Source organism: Cytobacillus sp. NCCP-133, assembly GCF_026011715.1.
Taxonomy (GTDB): Bacteria; Bacillota; Bacilli; order Bacillales; family Cytobacillaceae; genus Cytobacillus.
In genome coordinates, this window is sequence record NZ_BRVM01000007.1 from 40690 (window position 1) to 57553 (window position 16864).

The 16864-nt window shown below is 41.6% G+C and carries 17 protein-coding genes; 8 read left to right on the forward strand and 9 right to left on the reverse strand.

Going from position 1 to position 16864, the window contains the following annotated elements; all coding sequences use genetic code 11:
- Nucleotides 1-97: 97 nt before the first annotated feature.
- The 6 genes from NCCP133_RS10265 to NCCP133_RS10290 all read right to left on the reverse strand — a co-directional run bounded on the left by NCCP133_RS10265 (nt 98) and on the right by NCCP133_RS10290 (nt 5765).
- Nucleotides 98-1078 carry a glycerophosphodiester phosphodiesterase family protein gene (locus tag NCCP133_RS10265; RefSeq protein ID WP_264804860.1) on the reverse strand — a complete coding sequence of 327 codons (981 nt, stop codon included), beginning with the start codon at nt 1076-1078 and terminating at the stop codon, nt 98-100.
- Nucleotides 1079-1191: 113 nt separating this feature from the next.
- Nucleotides 1192-1902 (reverse strand): ABC transporter ATP-binding protein, encoded by a 711-nt coding sequence (locus NCCP133_RS10270; RefSeq protein ID WP_264804861.1) that lies wholly within the window; start codon nt 1900-1902, stop codon nt 1192-1194.
- Entirely contained in the window at nt 1895-2668 is a 774-nt protein-coding gene (locus NCCP133_RS10275) for an ABC transporter ATP-binding protein (protein ID WP_264804863.1), read from the reverse strand. Before NCCP133_RS10275 ends, NCCP133_RS10270 begins: the two co-directional genes overlap by 8 nt.
- Nucleotides 2640-3617 (reverse strand): branched-chain amino acid ABC transporter permease, encoded by a 978-nt coding sequence (locus NCCP133_RS10280; protein WP_264804864.1) that lies wholly within the window; start codon nt 3615-3617, stop codon nt 2640-2642. The genes NCCP133_RS10275 and NCCP133_RS10280 overlap by 29 nt, the downstream gene beginning before the upstream one ends.
- A 12-nt stretch (nt 3618-3629) precedes the next feature.
- The gene (locus tag NCCP133_RS10285; protein ID WP_264804865.1) at nt 3630-4505 is read right to left on the reverse strand and encodes a branched-chain amino acid ABC transporter permease; all 876 of its coding nucleotides are present in this window, start codon (nt 4503-4505) and stop codon (nt 3630-3632) included.
- 105 nt (nt 4506-4610) lie between these two features.
- Complete coding sequence (locus NCCP133_RS10290; RefSeq protein WP_264804866.1) at nt 4611-5765, reverse strand: ABC transporter substrate-binding protein; 1155 nt, start codon at nt 5763-5765, stop codon at nt 4611-4613.
- Nucleotides 5766-6040: 275 nt separating this feature from the next.
- Between NCCP133_RS10290 and NCCP133_RS10295 the strand changes: the two genes are divergently transcribed.
- From NCCP133_RS10295 to NCCP133_RS10305, 3 genes are all read left to right on the forward strand, one after another.
- Entirely contained in the window at nt 6041-6958 is a 918-nt protein-coding gene (locus tag NCCP133_RS10295; protein WP_264804867.1) for a proline dehydrogenase family protein, read from the forward strand.
- Nucleotides 6959-7128: 170 nt separating this feature from the next.
- Nucleotides 7129-8592, forward strand: coding sequence for a sodium/proline symporter PutP (gene putP, locus NCCP133_RS10300; protein WP_264804869.1), 1464 nt, complete (start codon nt 7129-7131; stop codon nt 8590-8592).
- A gap of 111 nt (nt 8593-8703) precedes the next feature.
- On the forward strand, nt 8704-9933 hold the full coding sequence (locus NCCP133_RS10305) for a PucR family transcriptional regulator (RefSeq protein WP_264804870.1): 1230 nt from the start codon (nt 8704-8706) through the stop codon (nt 9931-9933).
- Between the two features lie 345 nt (nt 9934-10278).
- On the opposite strand, the gene NCCP133_RS10310 is transcribed toward NCCP133_RS10305, so the two are convergent.
- Nucleotides 10279-10473 (reverse strand): histidine kinase, encoded by a 195-nt coding sequence (locus NCCP133_RS10310; RefSeq protein ID WP_264804871.1) that lies wholly within the window; start codon nt 10471-10473, stop codon nt 10279-10281.
- A 237-nt stretch (nt 10474-10710) separates the two neighbouring features.
- On the opposite strand from NCCP133_RS10310, the gene NCCP133_RS10315 reads away from it, so the two are divergent.
- The 5 genes from NCCP133_RS10315 (at nt 10711) to NCCP133_RS10335 (ending at nt 15240) form a co-directional block, all read left to right on the forward strand.
- Nucleotides 10711-11559, forward strand: coding sequence for a YitT family protein (locus NCCP133_RS10315; protein ID WP_264804872.1), 849 nt, complete (start codon nt 10711-10713; stop codon nt 11557-11559).
- A gap of 257 nt (nt 11560-11816) precedes the next feature.
- Entirely contained in the window at nt 11817-12446 is a 630-nt protein-coding gene (locus tag NCCP133_RS10320; protein ID WP_264804873.1) for an NAD(P)H-binding protein, read from the forward strand.
- A 15-nt stretch (nt 12447-12461) separates the two neighbouring features.
- Nucleotides 12462-14069 (forward strand): FMN-binding glutamate synthase family protein, encoded by a 1608-nt coding sequence (locus tag NCCP133_RS10325; RefSeq protein ID WP_264804874.1) that lies wholly within the window; start codon nt 12462-12464, stop codon nt 14067-14069.
- A gap of 284 nt (nt 14070-14353) precedes the next feature.
- Nucleotides 14354-14731 (forward strand): hypothetical protein, encoded by a 378-nt coding sequence (locus NCCP133_RS10330; protein WP_264804876.1) that lies wholly within the window; start codon nt 14354-14356, stop codon nt 14729-14731.
- The gene (locus NCCP133_RS10335) at nt 14728-15240 is read left to right on the forward strand and encodes an endolytic transglycosylase MltG (RefSeq protein WP_264804877.1); all 513 of its coding nucleotides are present in this window, start codon (nt 14728-14730) and stop codon (nt 15238-15240) included. The genes NCCP133_RS10330 and NCCP133_RS10335 overlap by 4 nt, the downstream gene beginning before the upstream one ends.
- A gap of 238 nt (nt 15241-15478) precedes the next feature.
- Here NCCP133_RS10335 and NCCP133_RS10340 read toward each other — a convergent pair whose 3' ends face one another.
- Together NCCP133_RS10340 and NCCP133_RS10345 are read right to left on the reverse strand one after the other, a co-directional pair.
- The gene (locus NCCP133_RS10340) at nt 15479-16270 is read right to left on the reverse strand and encodes an alpha/beta fold hydrolase (RefSeq protein ID WP_309298053.1); all 792 of its coding nucleotides are present in this window, start codon (nt 16268-16270) and stop codon (nt 15479-15481) included.
- A gap of 5 nt (nt 16271-16275) precedes the next feature.
- The gene (locus tag NCCP133_RS10345) at nt 16276-16557 is read right to left on the reverse strand and encodes a GNAT family N-acetyltransferase (RefSeq protein WP_264804879.1); all 282 of its coding nucleotides are present in this window, start codon (nt 16555-16557) and stop codon (nt 16276-16278) included.
- Nucleotides 16558-16864 lie beyond the last annotated feature (307 nt).

Here is a 16864-nt window from a genome sequence, read left to right on the forward strand (position 1 = left end):
TTGACCTAATAAAATAAATCAACCTTTCCTTCCTTCTTGTTTAAAAAGTAACAAAGTTTGTGAAAATAGCCTAAAAAAAGCTTGGATACACCAAGCGTTAATTTCCTTTATAATGGGGTGCAATTAGATCAATCCGGTTTGTCCATATTTCCCCGGAGTAGTCAGCAGGAAGCCGCCCCAAATCTGCTGGTTTATCAAAGCCTTCAGACCAGCCGCCGTCGCCTGCAACCACGATGACATTTGTGCCTGCTTTATCCATACGGTTTAAAAACTTATTAGGCCAGCCCCACATCCATTTTGCATAAGATTCAGGGATATGCAGCTGCGTATCTTTACAGGAATTAGATATATATCCTGTCCAGCCAGCTGCCAGATAGGGCAAGAGACAGCTCTTGAGGGTTGCCTTTGACATTACGCGCATGCCAGGCATTATCTCCTGAAGCGCAGCAATAGGTTCATCTCCCCCATATACCGTTATTTCCTGCTGCCGGCTTTCCGGAAAATTTGAAAGATATTCAGCAAGCTGTTTGCCTTCATTCGGATCATTGCTTTTGATATGGAATAAAAAATTCCCTTCCGGAAAATGCTCTATTACTTCATCAAGCGAAGGCATAAGTCCGGTCCCTTTTCCGCGAAACGGAAAAGTTTTTCCCTTATCGGCTGTATAACCAAATCCAATGTCGAGCTGTTTCAGTTCCTCCATTGTATGTTCCCTGGTAACCCCCTGGCCATCTGTCCGGCATTCCAGTGTCCAATCATGAAAAACAGCAAACTGGCCATCTTTTGTCAGCTGAATGTCTAATTCTACTACATCGGCTCCGGCTTCAAAAGCTGCCTCCATGGATGGAATTGTATTTTCAATAAAAGGATGTTCAGGTTCATAAATTCGCTCTGCCGTACACGTATCCCCAGTTATTCCTTCCATATAAAAGGTCTGTGCCATTCCTCTGTGCGCCAGCAGCAATGGCTGTTCTTCTCTTTCTTTAGTAAACAATGAGCTGTTATTGGCAAACATGAACACAGCAAGAATTAATAGAAACATGAACATTCTCTTAAAAAACTTTTTAATCTTTTTCATCTGTCCTCCGATATTGTTTTCTTATCTAAATTTATTCACGAATCGATTTTAACATAATCTTCCCTTCCTAAATACAAAAGACCAAATCAGTAGATTTGGCCTTCAAAAATAGATTAACTTGATTTCCGTCCCAGATAGGCTTCCATAATTCTTGGATCATTCAACAGTTCATGAGCACTTCCTTCTGCTACGATTTTTCCGGTTTCCAGCACATATCCATAATCAGAAATGCGCAGAGCCTGCCTTGCATTCTGTTCTACCAGGAGAACTGTTGTACCGGCTTCGTTAATTTCTTTAATAATTTTAAAAATATCAGCCACTACAAGCGGCGCCAGCCCCATTGATGGTTCGTCAAGGAGCAGAAGCTTCGGCTTGCTGAGGATTGCTCTGGCAATGGCAAGCATTTGCTGCTGGCCGCCTGATAAAGTCCCCCCAAGCTGCTTCTGCCTTTCTTCAAGAATCGGAAACCTCCCCATTATAGCTTTAATATCCCGGTCAATCTCATTATCCTTTCGGTGATATGCACCCATTTCAAGATTTTCGAGCACCGTCATCCCGGATAGAATCTGCCGGCCTTCCGGGACAAGAGCAATTCCTTTTCTCAGAAGCTGATCAGGCCGCAGCCCCTTTACTTCCTCACCTTGAAATTCGATGCTGCCCTGCTGTGGTTTCAGGAGTCCTGAAATAGTTTTCATGGTGGTTGTTTTGCCTGCCCCGTTTGCACCCAGAATAGTAACAATGCTGCCTTCTGCTACTTCCAGACCAATGTTCTTTAGCACCTGGATCCTACCATAAAAAGCGGAAATGCCGCTTACTTTAAGCATACAAATCATCCTCCTCGCTGCCGAGATAGGCTTCGATGACATCAGGATTATTCTGGATATCTGCCGGTGTGCCTTCTGCAATCTTCTTTCCGAAGTTGAGTACTGCAATTCGATCGCATAATTTCATTACAAGAGGCATATCATGCTCGATAAGCAGTACCGTAACCCCCTGCTCTTGTATCTTTTTAATAAGATGGAAAAGTTCGCTTGTCTCTGTTTCATTCATTCCCGCAGCAGGCTCATCAAGAAGCAGAAGCTTCGGGCTGCTGGCCAATGCCCTGGCAATTTCCAATCTCCTTTGCTGGCCGTATGCCAGGCTGTCCGAAACAACATCCGAATACCCTTTTAAACCAACAAATTGAAGCAATTCATTGGATTTGTTTCTGATTCTCTCTTCTTCCTGTCGCTGCATTTTTGTCCGAAAAACACTGCTGAATACTCCTGCTTTGCTTCGGCAGTGTTCCCCTACCATTACATTTTCCTCAGCTGTCATTTGGGGAAATAGACGAATGTTCTGGAATGTCCTGCAGACCCCTTTTTTTGTTATCAGGTGAGGCTTCAGGCCATTAATGTTATCTCCGTTAAATAGGATTTCGCCTGAAGTCGGAATAAACATCGAGGTAATCAAATTGAACATCGTTGTTTTACCGGCTCCATTCGGACCGATCAACCCAAAGATTTCACCCTTGTTTATGGAAAATGAGACATCAGACAGGGCACTCAGCCCGCCAAAGTTTTTACATGCTTTTTTGACTTGAAGTACCATGCTTTTGCCTCCTCTTTGACGTTTTCAGCTTAATCCAGTTTAAAATATTTACATCAATAAGTCCCTGAGGACGGACAGCCATCATTATAATGATGATTAATCCGTAAATCATATAGCGATATTCGCTGATAAAACGGAGCACTTCCGGCATGACGGTCAAGAATAGCGCCCCAAATACCGGTCCCCAAATAACTTCACTGCCCCCAAAGACTGCAAAAATTAAAATTTCGACTGCACGGTGATAAGCAAAATCAGCAGGACTTATATAAGCAAGCACGTGCGCAAACAATGTGCCGGCAAATCCTGCTACTAAAGCACCTTGTGCAAACGCAAGAACTTTATAATAAGTAATATTGATCCCCATTGACTCCGCTGCTTTTTCATCAAGCTTTATCGCTGCAAAGGCCCGTCCGACCCTGGAACGGTTTTGCCTTCTAAAAAACATAATAATGCTGATGGTAATGACTAATAAGAGCAGAAAAATAGTTAAGAATACAAACTGGTTATTTTGCAGGCCGAATACCTTCGGATCAAAGCCAAAGCCTTTTAACGTTTTCAGGATTTCACGCCCCATATGTGGTATTCCTGATAAACCAACAGCCCCCTTTGTCAGCGACTCCCAGTTTACAAAAATAACACGGATCACTTCTCCAAAGCCAAGAGTAACAATCGCCAGATAGACGCCTTGAAGCCTTAAAGTTGGAATTCCAATAATAATTCCGAATAAACCCGCCATTAAGGTTCCTGCCAGTATTCCCACAATAATCGGAAGGTCAAAATTCAGCGTCAGAAGTGCGGAAGTATAGGCGCCGATTCCCATAAACCCTGCATTGGCAAGGGACAGCTGTCCAGTTGATAGAGTTATATAAATGCTTACCCCTAAGATAATATTAATTAATATAAAGGAAGCAACCTGTAAGTGATATGGATTGATTAATTCTGCTAGCATGGATTCACCTTCTTATGCTGAAATTTTTTGGCCAAACAATCCTTGAGGCCTAATGAGAAGTATGACGATAATGGCCACAAAAGCGATTGCATCCTTGTAGCCGGAATTCCCGTAAACAACAACAAAGGTTTCTGCTAATCCAAGGATCAGCCCGCCTGCCATTGCTCCTTTGACATTCCCCATACCGCCGAGAATAATGATGGCAAGCCCTTTCAGCCCTATGGATAATCCCATCTGCGGCGTAACAGAGTTAAATGCCATTCCGACCAGGATGCCGGCAATTCCTCCCATAGCCGATGCAATGATAACGGTCATCGTGATCGTTCTTTTTACATCAACACCAAGAAGGCTTGCCGTTTCAAGGTTTTCCGCTGTTGCCCTTAACGCCTTGCCTGCCTTTGTTTTGCCAAGCCAAAAAGAAAGTGCATACATCAGAAGTACAGAAATGATAAAAATGACAATCTGCACGAGATATACGGTAATCGATCCGATTTGGAAGCTTATTTCTGCAAATGAAGCCCTAAATGGATGATTCCCCGGACCAAAGAGATGATGGGATAGGTTTTCCAGTAAGATTGAAACACCAATTGTACTAATTAATGGCGCCAAATGTGAAACACCTTGTTTACTTCGCAGTGGCCTTAGAGCAAAGCGTTCAAGCATATACCCCATTGCAGCAGTTACCAATATGGCGGCAAGGAAAGCGAGCCAAAGCGGTCCTTTGAATGTAGCAGTCACAACAACACCGATAAAAGCGCCAAACATAAAGATCTCTCCATGCGCCATGTTAATAATGCCAAGCACCCCAAAGACTAGTGTAAACCCAAGTGCAACGATGGCATAAATACTGCCAAGGGTAATTCCGTTTATTAATTGTTCAATTAACACGGCTATCCACCTACTAACATTTTTTATATAAAACTTGGAATCTCAATTTTTAAAAGTAAAGCTCAGGCACTATTGGCGCCAGAGCTTTACTTGGTATTACATTTATTATTCAAAAACCTTGAAAGCTCCATCTTCAATCACTAGGACAGTTGGATCCATCACAACATCCCCTTCCTTATCAAAGGAGAACTCACCCAGAATACCATTAAAGCCCTGTACTTCAGCCAATGCATCACGAAGTGCATCACGGTCAGCTTCACCCGCATTTTTCAATGCTTCTGCCATAATGTAAAGCGCGTCATAGGCCTGGGCTGCAAATTGGTCTGGCTTCTTACTGTATTCTTCTTCATATTTGCTGACAAAATCCTGAACCTTTTCATCTTCTTTTTCACCATACCAAGGCGTTGCCACAATTAGCCCATTTGCCGCATCACCTGCAATGTTGATTACCTCAGGTGAGTTAAAGCCGTTTCCGCCTACAAATGGAACATCAATACCCATTTTGCGTGCCTGGTCCATAATAACGGCTCCTTCGTTGTATAGGGCAGAGGCCAAAATCAGGTCCGGATTTAAACCTTTAATTTTTGTTAGCTGCGCATTATAGTCTGATTGACCTTTTTGGAATGTTTCAATCGTCAATATTTCCAGACCCTTTTCTTCTGCAGCCTTTTTCATCGTGTCAAATCCCGATTTCGTAAATACATCATCATTTCCATATAGGATTGCAACTTTTTTAGCATCATATTTTTCAATCGCTTTATCGATTGCAGCCGGGATGGCCAATGCTTCAGGAAGCGAGTTGCGGAATACATAATCTCCTATTTGCGGAATGCCTTCTGCTGTAGTCGATGTTCCCATGATCGGCACTCCATTTAGATCTGCCTCAGGGCCGACTACATTCATTTCTGTGCTTAAGGTAGGTCCGATAATGCCTGTCACATTCTCGGAATTCATCAATTTTTGAGCTGCTGTCAACGCCTGATCTTGCTTGCCGGCTGAATCTTCAATAACAAGGTTTATCTCTACCTCACCTTTGCTATTAATCTCTTCCTGGGCAAGTTTTAATCCATTTGTAATAGCTTCCCCATAGGCTGCTCCAGGACCGCTGATATAGGAAATAACGCCAATATCCGCTTTAACTGTTCCTCCGCCGCTTTGCTCCTCTTTGTCACCTGCAGCCTGGTCTCCTCCGCAGGCAGACAGAACCAGCAAACTGGACAGCGCTGTAAACTGGGCAAATTTCTTCAACTGTTTTCTCATCTTCCAACCCCCATTTTTCAGAAATAAGTAAATATTCAAAACTATATTACTATTTAAATACAAATGCTTGGCAATGTAAATAACAATATGGAAACTTTTCTTATATATTAATCTCTTAAAAAGATTGAAATTTCGATCGTTTGGCAAATGTCTCCTCCGATTGTCTTCCGCCAACAAAAGAAAGAGGCAATCTTTGTTTTTCGTGAACATTGTCGGGACTTGTCACAGAATTGTAAGATTAATCTAAAGATATAACCATGGAGGTGTTCAATGAAATGGAAGCGATTACAAGGGACTTTTTTCTTTTTTTATCAAAAAATAGCTTATTAAATAAAATTGCACAAAACCGCGGCGGAAGTTTTGCGGCAGGTAAATTAATTGGCGGAGTGGACTTTCAGAGCAGTGTCCGCTTTATAAGAGATTTGAATAATCAGGGTCTTTCGGTCACGGTCGACCATTTGGGAGAGTTTGTGGATTCTGTTGAGGTTGCGAACGAACGGACAGAAGAATGCATCTCCACGATTGAAATGATCAGCAGAGAGGGTTTAGATTCACAAGTATCCCTTAAAATGACATCCCTTGGTCTGGATATTGACCGAGATCTCGTTGTAAAAAATATGAAGCGAATCCTGGACACAGCTGAAAAACACAATATTATGGTTACAATTGATATGGAGGATGTACCCCGCTGCCAGGCGACCATCGACTTGTTTAAGCAGTTTAAAGAAAAATACAGCTGCGTAAGCACTGTTTTGCAAGCCTACTTGTACCGCACCGAAAAAGACCTTCAGGATCTTGGAAAGTATCAGCCGTTTTTGCGCATGGTCAAAGGAGCTTATAAGGAATCTCCTGAACACGCATTTCCTGAAAAGACAGACGTAGACGAGAATTATAAAAAACTAATTGAGCAAAGTCTATTAAATGGAAACTATACGGCAATAGCTTCACACGACGACCAAATCATTGAATATACAAAAGAGCTAGCCAAAAAGCATAACATTCCAAACGACCGCTTTGAATTTCAGATGCTTTACGGCATGAGGAACAGAACACAGCTGGAACTTGCGAAGCAAGGCTATAAAATGCGTGTCTATGTTCCATATGGAATGGACTGGTATGGCTATTTCATGAGACGTATGGCGGAACGTCCTGCCAACATTGCATTTGCCTTCAAAGGTATTTTCAAAAAGTAACTCATTTAGAATTTATTTTTCTTCCAAAATAGTAAAATCCGGATATAATATAAATCTGTATAAAGCTAATGAGAGATTTCCTAAGTAATGAGAAAGCGATCTGTAGATGCTTTCTCACAGCTTATTTTATCTAAATATTTACAAAACTTAATATTAAAGGAGGTTTTCAGATGGATTATGCATTGCTTGTTTCCATTACCGTCTATATGATCGGGATGCTTTGGATTGGTTATTATGCTTACAAAAGAACATCCAATCTATCTGACTATATGCTTGGCGGGAGAACACTCGGTCCTGCTGTTACCGCTTTAAGTGCAGGTGCATCTGATATGAGCGGCTGGCTTCTTATGGGATTGCCAGGTGCCATGTACGCGACAGACCTAAGCGCATCATGGATTGTTATCGGTTTGACACTGGGAGCATGGGCTAACTGGCTGTATGTGGCTCCAAGACTGCGCACTTATACAGAAGTAGCCAATGACTCGATTACCATTCCCGGGTATCTGGAAAACCGCTTCGGCGACACTTCCAAAATTCTTCGCCTGATTTCAGGATTAGTTATTTTGATTTTCTTTACTTTCTATGTTTCATCAGGCATGGTATCCGGAGGAGTATTATTCCAGAGCACGTTTGGTTTGGATTATCATACAGGTCTTTGGATTATTACAGGAGTAGTAGTGGCCTATACACTATTTGGCGGATTCCTTGCAGTTAGCTTGACAGACTTTGTTCAAGGTCTGATCATGTTTATTGCATTGATCCTTGTACCATTAGTAACTCTTTTCCATGTGGGCGGATTCGGCCCTGCTATTGAAACAGCCAGATCCATCAACCCTGCACTTCTTGATATTTTTAAAGGGACAAGCCTCCTAGGCGTCATTTCTCTGTTTGCATGGGGACTTGGCTATTTTGGCCAGCCGCATATTATTGTCCGCTTTATGGCCATCAGCTCTGTGAAGGAAATCAAAAAGGCCACCCGCATCGGGATGGGCTGGATGATTTTTTCAAGCATCGGTGCAATGCTGACAGGCTTCATTGGGATTGCTTATGTTGCAGATACTGGGTTAAGCATTGAAGACTCAGAAACGATTTTCATCCTTTTGGGTGAGGTATTATTCCATCCCATCATTACTGGATTCTTAATTGCAGCGATTCTGGCAGCCATCATGAGTACGATTTCTTCCCAGCTGCTTGTGACATCAAGTTCATTAACGGAAGATTTGTACAAGACATTCTTCCGCCGTTCTGCTTCAGATAAGGAGCTAGTCACGATTGGAAGGCTATCCGTTTTGCTCGTTTCGATTGTTGCTCTGATTATTTCATGGGAGAAAAATGAAACGATTCTCAGCCTTGTCGGCTATGCATGGGCAGGATTCGGTGCTTCATTTGGACCGCTTATTATTCTTAGCCTGTATTGGAAGCGCATGACAAGATGGGGAGCTTTAGCCGGAATAGTTGTGGGAGCAAGCACTGTTATTATTTGGTCAAGTGGCGGCCTATCCGGAATTCTGTATGAAATGATTCCAGGATTTGCAGCCAGCTTAATCGCCATCATTGTTGTCAGCCTTTTAACTTCCAAGCCATCCAAGGAAATTGAAGAACAATTTGAAGCTTTTGAGAAAACGGTTAAATAAATTAGCTACCAGGACTGGGCAAAAAATGCCCGTCCTTTTCTTTTCGACAAAATACGAGTGGTGCTTGGTGCTGATTTTCTCTATAATAAAGAATAATGAGGAGGGACCTGTATGAGCCAGCCACTTGAGAAAATCCTTAATTTGACGAATATTGATGAGATAACGGAAATGGCCAGCACTTTTTTAAAGAAGCCGGTTGTCATTGAGGATGAGCAATTTTCTCTGCTGGCCTACAGTTCTTATTATATTGAGCACTTTGACCTCGCCAATCAGCAGACTATTTTTTCAAAACGGTGGCCGATCCCTATTTTGGAAAAATTTATGGATGAAGGCATTGTCGATCAGCTGAAAACCGTTCCAGAACCCTTTCGCATTAAAAAGATGGAAGAAATCGGGCTTAATCAGCGAGTGGTTGTCAGCGCTAAATATAAAGAGCATATCTTGGGTTATATCTGGGTGCAGGAAACAGATGGGCTTCTGATAGAAACCGAACTTAGATTTTTACATGAAATCTCTTTTCATATCGGCAAGCTTTTATATCAGAAAAACTTGCTTAAGCTTCGTAAAGATGAGGAAAAACATCAATTTTACAGGAAAATCATTGACCGGACATATCAGACAGAAGATCAAATCAAATGGGAAGCTGCAAATGTCAAAATCATCCTTCCAGAGGCTTTTATCGTAAATGTGTTTTCCATTGCCCAGGCAGACGAAGAGAAATTTGCAGAACTGGCGGAAACCGTGCGATTGTTTGCGAATGCACTTAGCCATCCCGCCCACATTTTCACAAACCAGCTGGAGATTATCGTATTGATTGGAAGCAGCTCTCCAGCACCAGGCAGCTTATCGGAAGATGCCTATGAGCTGACAAACACTGTTCTGAGCCAATTTAAACACCAAGCCGTTTTCGCAGGGATTGGCGGTGAGTATACCTCCATCCTGAAGCTCCGAAAAAGCTATAAAGAGGCGCAGGAGGTCATAAAAGCGGCAAAATTCATCGGTTCACCGGAAGAACTGCCGTTTGACTATAAAAAATTATGGGTTTTCCGCTATTTAGAGCCCATTGCCCAGCATAATAACAAAACGAACTACGTTAATGAAGATTTACTGAAGCTCAAGAAAAAAGACCAGGAAAGCCAAACGAATTTGCTGAAATCACTTGAGGTATATTTATTAAACAACTGCCGCATCAAGCCGACAGCTGAACAGCTTTTCATTCATACAAACACTTTAAAATACCGTATGAAGCAAATTACAGACCTGACATCCATCGATTTTGATGACTTTAACACAAGATGCCAGCTTTATATCGACTTACAGCTGCTCAAGCGTAAAAAATAAGGCTGATTCCTAAGGGAATCAGCTTTTATTGTGCGTGAAGAATATTGGAAAAAAGCTGGGTCTGCGTAAAATCAGATGCCCAGTATTTCTTTATATCCTTCACTGTTGATTTCCAGAACAACGTAGGCTGCTTTCGAAACAATTTGGTGGCCAGCTTCTTTGCAGAACCGCCAGAAATCAGGAAAATAATATAAAGCTTTTGTTAGACATCGGCTTTAAGAAGTGTTCATGGCGGCCCTTTCTCGCGCTCACCCCTGATTACCGGCTTCATGAAGCGTTCATGGCGACCTCCTTTCGCTCTCACCCCTGATTATCGGCTTCAAAAAAAGCCTGTCCCCTTTGGGATCAGACTTTTTCATTTCCATCTTTTTCAGGCTTAAATAGAAAATATGATAGGACACCGGACAATAGGGCGGCACCAGCTGCTATCAGCATTCTGATAGGCATATCTATTTGCTGATAATCTTTGTTTAACATCCACATAGCTGCCGCAGCTACAAGAATCATAATAGGAATAACAATAAGCTTTCTATTTTTCAAGATATCTTTCTTCCTTTCGTTACACATCAGTATGGCATGATCTGCATTCTATTATATAAAAAAACTGTGCAGATGGATAATCTCACACCTTTTATGCAACCCCTTCCAATTTTCATAATTATTAAACCTTAACTTTTTTGCCGCAGTCCCTTTACAAAGGGTGTTTTGGGCTTTATAATCCCCGTTGTTCCACTTTTTACGGAAATCGAAAAAAATAAGATAAAGGAGGTTGCGGCGATGCGACAAAAAACAATTTCCTTTTTATTGATCAATCTTGGAGCATTCCTTGTTTCAATAAATGTCCACTTTTTCCTATCACCCAATAATTTAGCAACTGGAGGAGTTAGTGGTTTGTCGATTATCATGAATGATTTGTTCCCCGGCCTTTCAATCGGAATTTTCATGATTCTTGTCAACATTGTACTGTTTTTAGTCGGATTTATTTTTCTAGGCTCGGGCTTTGGAGCTAAGACAATCTATGCCAGCTTCGCCCTTTCATTTTATGTATGGGTGCTTGAAAAATTTGCTCCAATGAACCAGCCGCTTAGTGATGATATTCTTATCCAGCTGATTATCGGGCAATGCATTGCCGCAACCGGGATGGCAATTGTCTTCAACCAGCAGGCATCCACCGGCGGAACGGACATTATTGCCATGATTTTCAATAAATACTTAAATATTGAAGTTGGCAGAGGCGTACTTCTTGCTGATTTATCCATTGCACTGTCCTCCGCCATCCTATTCGGTCCTCAAGTCGGCATGTATGCATTCTTTGGTGTGATTATAAACGGATTTGTCATTGATTATGCGCTTCAGCAATTCAATTCAAATAAAGAAATTGTGATTATTAGCCGATACAGTGATGAAATTAAGACATATATTGTCCATGAATTAGGCAAAGGAGCAACCATTCATACTGCAACTGGAGCCTTTACTTCTGACCAGAAAGAAGTAATTACGACGATCCTCGGCAGGAAAGATTTTACAAGACTTAAGGGCTATATCACCCAGGTTGATAGTAAAGCCTTTATTACCGTTCATACGATGAGTGAAATCCTGGGTCAAAACTTTAAACGATTAGTATAAATATAGGAAGCTTCATCCACCGCGGATGAAGCTTTTTCATATTAAAAGCTATTTATCCCCTTCAGGAGAGGATGTCGGCTCCGGCATGTGAAAGAAAGAACCAGCAGCATAAGAGAAACGACCTATTTTCATGAAATACATACCACTATTGGTAAGAAAAAGCAGTCATCCTTCTCATAGGACTGCGTTTTTCTTTTATCTCCATTTGGTTTCAAACTACCATCTCGTGGAAAAAGGATAGAAAAGGAGGCGTTTTGATGAAAGCGGTTGTGATAGGAGCAAATAGTGATGTTGGAGAACATGTGATAAAAAAGCTTGCAGAGAAAAACATAGAATCTATTGCGGTTGTTGCCAATGAAGTTCAAATGGAAGATTATATAAAACTGGGTGCTAATGATGCAGTGTTGTATGATGAGCAAATCCTTTTATCACGTCTTCAAATAGCAGATGCAGCCATCTATCTGACTGGTGTCAATCCCAAGAAGCATACAAGCAAAACGGTTTTGGTTGACCATCAGTCGGTTTCAGATACCATCCAATGGGCACAGGAATCAGGTGTAAAGCGATTTGTGATGATGAGCGCAGTTAAAGCGGAAGAGGGAGAGAATGATTCGTCACGTACAATTGCTGCCAAAGATTTGCCGGAAGATATGCTGAAGAACGCCAATTTAATCTATACAGTCGTACGCCCTGCCCAATTAACAGATCATCCTGGTACTGGACTGGTGCAGGCAATTAACAAAATCCACGATAAAACAGCGGAAATTCCCAGGGAGGATGCCGCAGCCATACTTGTTGAATCATTAAATTATAAGGCTGTTTTTAATAAAACGATAGAGGTTTCGTCTGGTGATACCCCTATTAAAGATGCACTAAATTTATTTTGATAGAAGGAGGAGCATATGAGCTTAACTGATTATCTTGTAATTGCACTATTTATTTTCATTGCACTTGTCACTCTAATCCCAGTCTCTCTTTATATCTATTGGCATATAAAAGATGACAGGCAAAAACAGCATTCCATTCTCAGGAATTTTCCCGTAATTGGTAAAATTAGGTATATTACTGAAAAAATCGGCCCTGAGTTAAGGCAATATTTGTTCAATACAGATACAGAAGGCAAACCTTTTTCCAGAAAAGAATACCAGGATGTTGTTAAAGCAGGAAAATATAAAGAGAGACTGATAGGTTTTGGATCGATAAGAAACTTTGATGAAGAAGGTTTTTATATCCGGAATACCTTGTTTCCAAAATTGGCCGATGAGATGAAAGTCGATAATACCAAGAAAATTAAAAGTCGTGTTTATAAGATAGATGGAGACAACCTGTTTTCAAGAAAGGAGCATAGCGAAGAAAAACTTGCCGATCCCTATTACCTGCGGGATGAAGATGCGGTTGTATTGGGCGAAACAACCTGCCGGCACCCATTCAGGATAAAGGGGCTTGTCGGCCAATCGGCAATGAGCTATGGCTCTCTTGGCGAGAAAGCGATAACCGCCTTATCAAAAGGCCTTGGCTTGGCTGGCGGAACGTGGATGAATACAGGTGAGGGCGGCCTATCTCAATATCACTTAGCTGGAAGCCCGGATATCATTATGCAAATTGGACCGGATATGTTTGGCGTCAGGAAACCAAATGGTGAATTTTCATGGGAAGCGTTTAAAAAGAAAAGCGAAATTCCAGAAGTTAAAGCTTTTGAACTAAAGCTTGCCCAGGGTGCCAAAACCCGGGGCGGACACGTAGAAGGTGAAAAAGTCACAGAAGAAATTGCGAGCATTCGCCTGGTTGAAGTCGGGAAAACCATTAATAGTCCAAACCGTTTCTATGAATTTAATGATGCCCCCTCCATGTTTGACTTTATAGAAGAGCTGCGAAGTGTTGGCGGCAAGCCGGTTGGAATGAAAATTGTTGTTGGCGATCTGGATGCTCTTGAAGAGATGATTTCCTATATGAAGGAAAGCGGCAAAGGACCTGATTTTATAACTGTTGATGGAGGAGAAGGCGGTACAGGTGCAACCTATCAGGAACTAGCAGACAGCGTTGGCTTGCCAATTCAATCTGCCCTGACTGTAGTAGATGAAATGTTAAGACAGTATGGAGTCAGGGACCGTGTAAAAATCATTGCCTCCGGTAAATTGATTACGCCTGATAAAATTGCGATTGCTCTTGCGATGGGTGCAGACCTCGTTAATATTGCGCGCGGCTTTATGATCAGTGTTGGCTGCATCATGGCACAAGTCTGCCATACAAATCACTGCCCTGCAGGCGTTGCTACCACTGACAAAAAGCTTCAGGACGGGCTCATTGTCGAAGAAAAGCATTATCGTGTCTGCAATTATGTCATCTCGCTAAGAGAAGGGTTATATAACCTGGCTGCCGCCGCGGGGATAGATAACCCGACCCAATTTGAAAGAAAGCATATTGTTCATAAAGACAAATTTGGCAGGGTCTCCCCTCTTGAGGAAATACTCCAGGCTGCAAAAAGAACACAAATGCAGAAGGAAAGTTGAAGCAATTAAAACCTGGTCCAGTTTAGGATCAGGTTTTTCTATTGGGTTTTAAGAGAAGCTTACCAGTAATTTTAATAATTTATTTTCAAAAAACGATCCAGCAGATTAGCGGTTTCTCATTTTTTAAGAATTTAGAATTACCATCCACTCCTTTTTCTTACAGATAAACAGTACTTTTGTGGTATTTTGTCGTTTTGATTCGAATTCCATTTGTATTCAGGTTATAATTTAGTTTGGAAAAATAGATACATAGAATATGTTTTATATAAGGGAGGATAAATAAGATGGGATGGGTAATAGCCATTTTGTTTGGTTCAGCAGTTGTGCTGCTCATTTTATCGTTTTTTAAAACGGCGCAATCCAAATCAAACCTGGAACAGCAAATTGATCAGGTAACTTTTTCATTAAAAAATGAAATTCACGAACTGCAGCAACAGATCAGGAATCTTGAATTAGATGCAGAAATCACTGCACAGCAGTCAGGGGCATTGGATGTATCTTCCAAAGAACGCCAAATGCTTCGGGAAATGCTTGATCTTCATAAACGCGGTTATTCGTTCGATAGCATTGCCTTAAAACAGCAGCTCACACCAAATGAGGCAGAGCGGATGCTTTTGCCTTACCTTTCAAAAAAGGCTGAAAGGAGTATGGTTGCACAATGACACCTAATTCCTTGCGCAGTTTTTCCGCTGGTCTATTTGTGGCTGCCATTCTGACTGGAAGTGTTTATCTATTCGGCCCTTCAGAAGCAAAGAGCACGGAAAATCTAGCGGATAAAACGGAAAAAGCGGCTAAGACTGAAAGACCTGGAGTGCAGGAAATGATCGATTTGCTTGTATCTAAAGGGTATGTGATCAACACAGAAGCGGAATGGAGTGAACAGCTCGCTGCTGCTGCAAAAGCCAGTGAAAAAGACAAAGAAAAAACAGAAGAGAAATCAAACAAAGAAGCCGGCGAGAAGGTTGTCTACCGCACTATTTTGACCGTCTCAATGGGAATGACGAGCATAGATGTAGGCAATGCCCTTGAACGTGCCAACATCATTAACAGCGGCGTCCAATTTTACAAAGATGTTGAAAAACGCGGTTTGGCAAATGAATTGCGGCCCGGTACCTTCGAAGTGGAAAGCGGAATGACAACAGACGAGATTATTTCGGTTATTTTTAAGTAATAGCAATGGAAAAACGCTCCTTTTTTTGATGAAGAAGGAGCGTTTTCTATCTTTCAGACCAGAAGGATTAGGGAAATAATCAACTGAGGCCTTAAAAAGCATATATGTGTGCACAAGACAACAATTTATATGCGGATAAAATTTTTTATGTGCGGATACTTTTTAACACTTTATGTGCGAATAAAAAATACTTATGTGCGCTTAGTAATCATTTGCCCTTATCCCTATATAAACTGGACTACTTCTGCATAAACTCCCGAATGACAGCAACAAGTTCAACGGGCGTTTCATACATGCTCATATGCCCTGCCTCTTCAATAGTTTCCTGGTGAATATTCGGCCGCTCAACGGTAAACGCCTTTTCAGGCGGAATAATTTGATCTTTCCCTCCAGCTAAGATTAAAACCGGCAGCTCTGTCTTTTTTAGAATCATATTACGGTCCGGACGCTGTTTCATTGCTTTCAAGGCTGCCTTTGCCCCTTCTGAGCTAGTGCTATATCCGATTTCTTTTGCAGTCTGAAGTTCCTGTTTGTGCTCTTCTCCTGGTGCAAACAGATTGGGAACAAGCCCGTCTACAAAGGACCTGATTCCCTCGGCACCAATTTTTCCGGCCGCAACGTCCCTGCCCTTTTTCCCTTCTTCTGAATCGGGGTTGGCAGTTGAATGGATGAGTGCAAATTTTCTAATCTTGTCTTCATGAGCTTCTGCAAAAGCAAGGGTCACATAGCCGCCCAGCGAGTGGCCAAATAATGATGCTTTCTCCACTCCAAGCTCCTGAATAGTACCTTGGATCAACTCAGCCATCTTTTCAATTGAGCTATCTCCTGAAGGCATTTCAGAATCTCCATGGCCCGGAAGGTCAATTGCGATTATCCTATAATCCTCTGCCAATGGCCGTATCACCTTTTGCCAATAATCCTTGCTCCCGCAAAACCCGTGAATAAGAACAACCGGATCCCCCTGTCCTTCCTCGTAAAAAGATATTGGCGTCCCATTTACATTTACTTGTTTAGCATTCAACCAAAACACCCCCTTTATTTTGCTAGTACATCCTGGTATTCACTTTTTCGTTCAAAAAGAGCCTTTGCGTATGAGCAAGCTGGCACAATCTTTAACCCGCTCTTTCTCGCTTCTTGTACCACTTTTTCCACCAGCTTTCCTGCGACTCCCTGGCCCCGTAGCGAATCACTGACGTACGTATGGTCGATTGTAATTTGAGAATCACCGCTTGGTACAAAAGTGATTTCAGCTGCCATATTTCCACTTTCATCATTTATAAAATACCGATTTTCTTCTTTTAGAATATCTGCACTCATTTAATTATCCTCCCTGGATTAATTGATAAGCTTACTATGTCCATATGCTTGTATGTTAACATATTAATTGGAATAATTATCTTCACCCGCTCGTGATAATAAGATTCCCTTCTAATCGCTTTCTTTAAACATAAATCTCCCTCTATACTTTTATAGAATTTACTATTCACTAAAATGTTTCTGAAAAGAAATCCTTTTTAGATAAGAAACCCCAATGGCGGCTTTAAAGCCGTCACCATCGTGATATGTTGAGTTACCACTGGGATCATATGAATTATCTAGAAAAAACAATTGAAGAGTTGGAAGA

Excerpts from the sequence above, each read along its gene's own strand:
- NCCP133_RS10305 (WP_264804870.1), top strand. The coding sequence starts at position 8,704 with ATGAGCCAGCCACTTGAGAAAATCCTTAATTTGACGAATATTGATGAG.
- NCCP133_RS10315 (WP_264804872.1), top strand. The coding sequence starts at position 10,711 with ATGCGACAAAAAACAATTTCCTTTTTATTGATCAATCTTGGAGCATTC.
- NCCP133_RS10345 (WP_264804879.1), bottom strand. The coding sequence starts at position 16,557 with ATGAGTGCAGATATTCTAAAAGAAGAAAATCGGTATTTTATAAATGAT.
- NCCP133_RS10265 (WP_264804860.1), bottom strand. The coding sequence starts at position 1,078 with ATGAAAAAGATTAAAAAGTTTTTTAAGAGAATGTTCATGTTTCTATTA.
- NCCP133_RS10270 (WP_264804861.1), bottom strand. The coding sequence starts at position 1,902 with ATGCTTAAAGTAAGCGGCATTTCCGCTTTTTATGGTAGGATCCAGGTG.
- NCCP133_RS10280 (WP_264804864.1), bottom strand. The coding sequence starts at position 3,617 with ATGCTAGCAGAATTAATCAATCCATATCACTTACAGGTTGCTTCCTTT.
- NCCP133_RS10330 (WP_264804876.1), top strand. The coding sequence starts at position 14,354 with ATGGGATGGGTAATAGCCATTTTGTTTGGTTCAGCAGTTGTGCTGCTC.
- NCCP133_RS10325 (WP_264804874.1), top strand. The coding sequence starts at position 12,462 with ATGAGCTTAACTGATTATCTTGTAATTGCACTATTTATTTTCATTGCA.
- putP (WP_264804869.1), top strand. The coding sequence starts at position 7,129 with ATGGATTATGCATTGCTTGTTTCCATTACCGTCTATATGATCGGGATG.
- NCCP133_RS10320 (WP_264804873.1), top strand. The coding sequence starts at position 11,817 with ATGAAAGCGGTTGTGATAGGAGCAAATAGTGATGTTGGAGAACATGTG.
- NCCP133_RS10295 (WP_264804867.1), top strand. The coding sequence starts at position 6,041 with ATGGAAGCGATTACAAGGGACTTTTTTCTTTTTTTATCAAAAAATAGC.
- NCCP133_RS10290 (WP_264804866.1), bottom strand. The coding sequence starts at position 5,765 with ATGAGAAAACAGTTGAAGAAATTTGCCCAGTTTACAGCGCTGTCCAGT.
- NCCP133_RS10335 (WP_264804877.1), top strand. The coding sequence starts at position 14,728 with ATGACACCTAATTCCTTGCGCAGTTTTTCCGCTGGTCTATTTGTGGCT.
- NCCP133_RS10275 (WP_264804863.1), bottom strand. The coding sequence starts at position 2,668 with ATGGTACTTCAAGTCAAAAAAGCATGTAAAAACTTTGGCGGGCTGAGT.